This is a genomic window from Legionella sp. km772, assembly GCF_003989735.1.
GTDB lineage: Bacteria > Pseudomonadota > Gammaproteobacteria > Legionellales > Legionellaceae > Legionella.
Map to the genome: position 1 here is coordinate 1 of NZ_RZGQ01000195.1, position 4,670 is coordinate 4,670.

Below are 4,670 nucleotides of genomic sequence, written 5' to 3' on the forward strand. Positions count from 1 at the left end.
TTGATTTTTTTGATGCAGTGTAATAATTTCGCTTTTTGGTCATTCTATTCCCCTCTTATATTAGAAGAATAGCTCTTAAAAATACCTTTTTTTCGTCTAAAAATCCGCGCCTATATCAAAATACCAACAAAAAAAAGAGCAACTAATGCTTTGCGAAGGAGACGCAAGCCCTGGGGCCCGCAAAGAAGCGAGTGTGCTTTCTATTACCTGCCCTTAAATTAAGCTTAAGGCTTGCAAACGGGCTTATCCTTTGGCTGCTTTTTTGTTATTATTTGCGCTAATTTAGTAAGGAATCGTCTAGCTTAGTGCTGTGCTTTAGTTAATCATTCTATTTAGGCCTAGAAATAATGCAATCTGTTTCCCCTGCGACCCACTTCAAATACCGACCGGATATTGATGGCCTAAGAGCCATCGCCGTATTATTGGTAGTTGCCTTCCATGCTTTTCCCAACTGGCTCCGTGGCGGCTTTATCGGGGTTGATGTATTTTTCGTCATCTCCGGCTTTTTAATCTCTAGCCTCATATTTTCTAGCCTAGAAAATAATAACTTTAGTTTTTTTGATTTTTACCAACGAAGAATTAAACGTATTTTTCCGGCTTTATTGCTAACCTTAACTTTTTGCTGCATCTTTGGTTGGTTTGCTTTATTCCCCGAAGAATACAAGCAATTAGGGCGGCATATTGCCGGTGGCGCCGGGTTTATTTCTAATTTTATTCTTTGGAAGGAAACCGGTTATTTTGATAATGCAGCCGATACCAAACCGCTTTTGCACTTATGGAGCCTGGGTATTGAGGAGCAATTTTACATTTTTTGGCCCCTCTTGCTATGGGTAGCCTGGAAAAGAAAACTTAATTTTCTTACGCTTATCCTCGTGTTCAGCGCAATTTCTTTTCTATTGAATCTAGCCTTAATAGGCCAACATCCCGAAGCGAGCTTCTACTCACCGCAATCTCGCTGTTGGGAATTATTAGCGGGCAGCCTCCTAGCTTGGCTATTACTATATACCCCCCCGATGGCCCACCCATTTAATCCAGCAACAGGCTCTAAAACCACTCAAAATCTATGCTCTATACTCGGGTTTTTATTGACCATGATTGCGGCTTTTAGCTTTTCCAAACAAACGGTTTTTCCTGGCGGATGGGCCCTATTACCGGTGTTGGGTGCCCTATTAATTATTTTAGCCGGGCCTACAGCGTGGCTTAATCGCAAAGTCCTTGCCCACCCGGTGCTCATCTGGTTTGGTATTATCAGTTTCCCTTTATACCTTTGGCATTGGCCCTTATTGGCTTTCGCGCGGGTGATGGAAGGCGATATCCCGTCGCAAACTATACGAATATCAGTCGTGCTGTTGTCTATTATCTTGGCTTGGCTTACCTATAAACTTATTGAAAAACCTATTCGCTGGAGTAATAAAGCTAATACGCCGAAACTGCTCGCCTTGGCTTTATTAATGGCAACGATTGGTAGTGTAGGATTTTATATTAAAAAACAAGAAGGCTTGAGCGCGAGGTTTAACAACAATAAGGACTTAATTGCTTTAAGAACGACACCGGTTAACTCTACAGCAAACTTTATCCCTTGCGATAGGTTATTACCCCAATTTAAATCCTTTAAGTTCGACGGTACCTGCAGTATTTCTAAAAATGCAATGCCCGACACTTTATTTCTTGGCGACTCCCACACACTGCATTATCGCCATGCCGTGGGGAGCCAGATGGAAAAAAACTCCGTCTTAGTCATTTCACAAACCTCCTGTTTGCCCTTCTCTTATAATGGTTTTTTGAAAGACGAGTGCAAAAAGAAATATGATGCAGTCTTAGCTTTTTTAGAAAGCAATAGCTCCATAAAAACAGTTTATGTATCAGGCTACTGGGCCTACCTTATGACTGGCGGTTTTAGTAAGAATGGCACTAACTGGCGCAATGCAAAACCCATCAATAGCGCTGATGTAAAAAGTTTTTTAGCCAATGGAAAGCATTTTTTTAGCCGGGTACTGCAAAGCAAAAAGGACCTTGTTTTTTTAAAAGATATTCCCGATTTAGATTTTAATATTAATTATTGTTATGTTAATAGGCCCCTGACTTTACCATGGACTCATCAGCTGAAAAAAAAATGCGTGCTTAATTTTGCAAGTTATGCGAAAAGGACGCAGCAATATGATCAAGTGATAAATCAATTGCTTGCAGGCTTTCCGCAAATCAAGATCTATAATCCGAGGCCTTTGTTTTGTAATGAAAAGCGATGTAGGATCAAAGACGGCAAATTTCCTTATTATATGAATGGCGATCATTTAAATTACTACGGAGCAAGCCTAGTTATTAAAGACCTGCAAAAACAACTACACTTAACCCAAAAAGCAGTTTAAGGAAAAGCTTAAACCCGAAATCTAACTCGGACAGCTTGTTTTTAATGGTTGCAATTCCCTCTAGTAAGTCCATGAAAAGCGAACTAATTATTCTAAGCGCCAATCAATAAGCCCTCGCCCCTTAGACTGTAAAAATTGATTAGTCTTCGAAAAATGACGGCAACCGAAAAAACCATGATGGGCAGAAAAGGGAGAAGGATGAGCAGCAGCGAGTATTAAATGCTTGTTCTCGTCAATCAATGCGCGTTTACTTTTCGCATGCGCACCCCATAATAAAAAAACTAAGGCTTGGGGATGGTCATTTAATTTTTTAATCACGGTATCAGTGAATTGTCCCCAGCCAATATGGGCATGCGATTGCGGTTTAGCTTGCTCAACACTTAAGGAGCTATTCAATAAAAGCACACCTTGATGAGCCCATTTCTTTAGACAACCATGCGAGGGAAAGGGAAGATGCAAATCATTTTTTAATTCTTGAAAAATGTTAAGTAAGGATGGCGGCGGTTTAATGCCGGGATTTACTGAAAAAGAAAGGCCATGGGCCTGTCCAGGCCCATGATAGGGATCTTGCCCTAAAAGGACCACCTTAACTTGCTCAAAGGCTGTTTCTTTAAATGCCGCAAACAAATCCTGACGCGGCGGATAAATCATTTTCCCCGCGTTTATTTCTTGGCCGATAAAAGTCAAAATCGCCTTAAAATAAGCTTTATTTTTCTCCTCGCCTAAAACATCTGCCCAAGTGATGCTTGGCGGCGATAAACTCAGTTCAGCCTTCATTAAAACTCCGCTGTCAACGACTCTAAATTAAAGCGACTTTATAATTATAATCAGCCCATGAAAAGAAAAAACTCAATGCTGTCCCTCTAAAAAAATAAATATTGCACAAATATTGCTCAAGTTAATTAGCGAAATGTCGATCCCAATTAAGAGGACTACAAAAAAAGGCGGCCCTTATGCGAATAGAAACGAGCAATTTAGGATTGCAAAGCAAAAACCAAGCGTATTCACTCTATACAAAAACAGAGCAGTTGCAAGTAAGAACGGGAGGTACAAGCGGGCAGCAGCTTAATTTTACGGCCGCTAAAACTGAAATTAAAGAGCAACGTTATTTAGCGGGTTGGCAAGATTTTGCCGACAAAAATCCGAACTCCTCTTTAAGGGCTAAGGCGAATACCATAGTCCAACAATTAGGCCAGAATAATCAACTAACGGAAGTCCAACCCCAAGAAGCTAATGACGACCCATTAAGTAAGCTTCCCATTGATGCCAAGGTTAAATTATTACTTATTGTCCTATTATTAGAGCGATTGAATAAAGATCCTGATTTAATGAAAAAATTAGGCTTTGATTCAGACGCCTTAGATAAAACTAAAGCCCAACTATTAAATAACGATAAGCCCAACAATTCTCAGTCAACAAATAGCAATCCATCACAAGCACCGGTTGTGGAATACCAGGCGCATGAGGCGCTTTATCAGTCAGAAAGTGCCCAATTCTCCGCTCAAGGTGAAGTTAAAACGGCAGATGGTAAAACCATAAACATCACCATGGATTTGCTGATGCACAAAGAGACTTTAGAAACCAATGACACTAAAGCACGACTACTGGCCGCCACCAAAGATCCACTAGTCATTAATTTAGATGGCTCAGCAGCTGAATTAAGCAACCAGCGCTTTTCCTTTGATTTAAGTTCGGATGGTAATAATGAATTGATTCCTAAACTCTTAGGAAATCGTGCATTTTTAGCCTTAGATAAGAATAATGACGGGATCATCAACAATGGCAAAGAATTATTCGGCGCCCAAAGCGGCAATGGTTTTGCGGAATTAGCCCAATATGATGAGGATAAAAATGGCTGGATTGATGAAAATGATTCTATTTATAAAAGCCTAAAGTTATGGATAAACGCAGGAACGGATGTGGCAAAATTAGTCGATTTGAAAACACTCAATATTGGCGCTTTATATACTGGTTCCGCCCAAACAACCTTCCACCTTTCTGACAAGCAAGAGGCGCAAAAAAATTTGGGAGTAATCCAAGCCACCGGCGTTTTTTTAAAAGAAAACGGCGAAGCAGGAACCATACAACACGTTGATTTATCGGTGTGAGCGATGCTGCTTGGCTTATTGAGGGGTAGGCTGTCTTGAACTCGAGAGTTAACTTGCTGAAGAACAGCCTCATTAGGCAGGGGCTTTTCATGACTAGAAATTAGTCACATAAACAGTATAATCCTGCATTTATTTGAACTGGCGAAAGAAAGGGATGTCTGAAGTATTAGCTTTTTTATCAACTGTTGAAGATTTA

At 40.3% G+C, this 4,670-nt stretch carries 3 protein-coding genes; 2 read left to right on the top strand and 1 reads right to left on the bottom strand.

Going from position 1 to position 4,670, the window contains the following annotated elements:
• Positions 1-347 precede the first annotated feature (347 nt).
• A complete protein-coding gene (locus ELY15_RS13500; RefSeq protein WP_127100912.1) occupies positions 348-2,366 on the top strand; it encodes an acyltransferase family protein in 2,019 nt (672 codons plus the stop codon).
• 87 nt (positions 2,367-2,453) lie between these two features.
• On the opposite strand, the gene ung is transcribed toward ELY15_RS13500, so the two are convergent.
• On the bottom strand, positions 2,454-3,143 hold the full coding sequence (gene ung, locus ELY15_RS13505) for a uracil-DNA glycosylase (RefSeq protein ID WP_127100914.1): 690 nt from the start codon (positions 3,141-3,143) through the stop codon (positions 2,454-2,456).
• Between the two features lie 176 nt (positions 3,144-3,319).
• Between ung and ELY15_RS13510 the strand changes: the two genes are divergently transcribed.
• Complete coding sequence (locus tag ELY15_RS13510; protein ID WP_127100916.1) at positions 3,320-4,474, top strand: hypothetical protein; 1,155 nt, start codon at positions 3,320-3,322, stop codon at positions 4,472-4,474.
• The last annotated feature ends 196 nt before the right edge of the window (positions 4,475-4,670 follow it).

Excerpts from the sequence above, each read along its gene's own strand:
- ELY15_RS13500 (WP_127100912.1), top strand. The coding sequence starts at position 348 with ATGCAATCTGTTTCCCCTGCGACCCACTTCAAATACCGACCGGATATT.
- ung (WP_127100914.1), bottom strand. The coding sequence starts at position 3,143 with ATGAAGGCTGAACTGAGTTTATCGCCGCCAAGCATCACTTGGGCAGAT.
- ELY15_RS13510 (WP_127100916.1), top strand. The coding sequence starts at position 3,320 with ATGCGAATAGAAACGAGCAATTTAGGATTGCAAAGCAAAAACCAAGCG.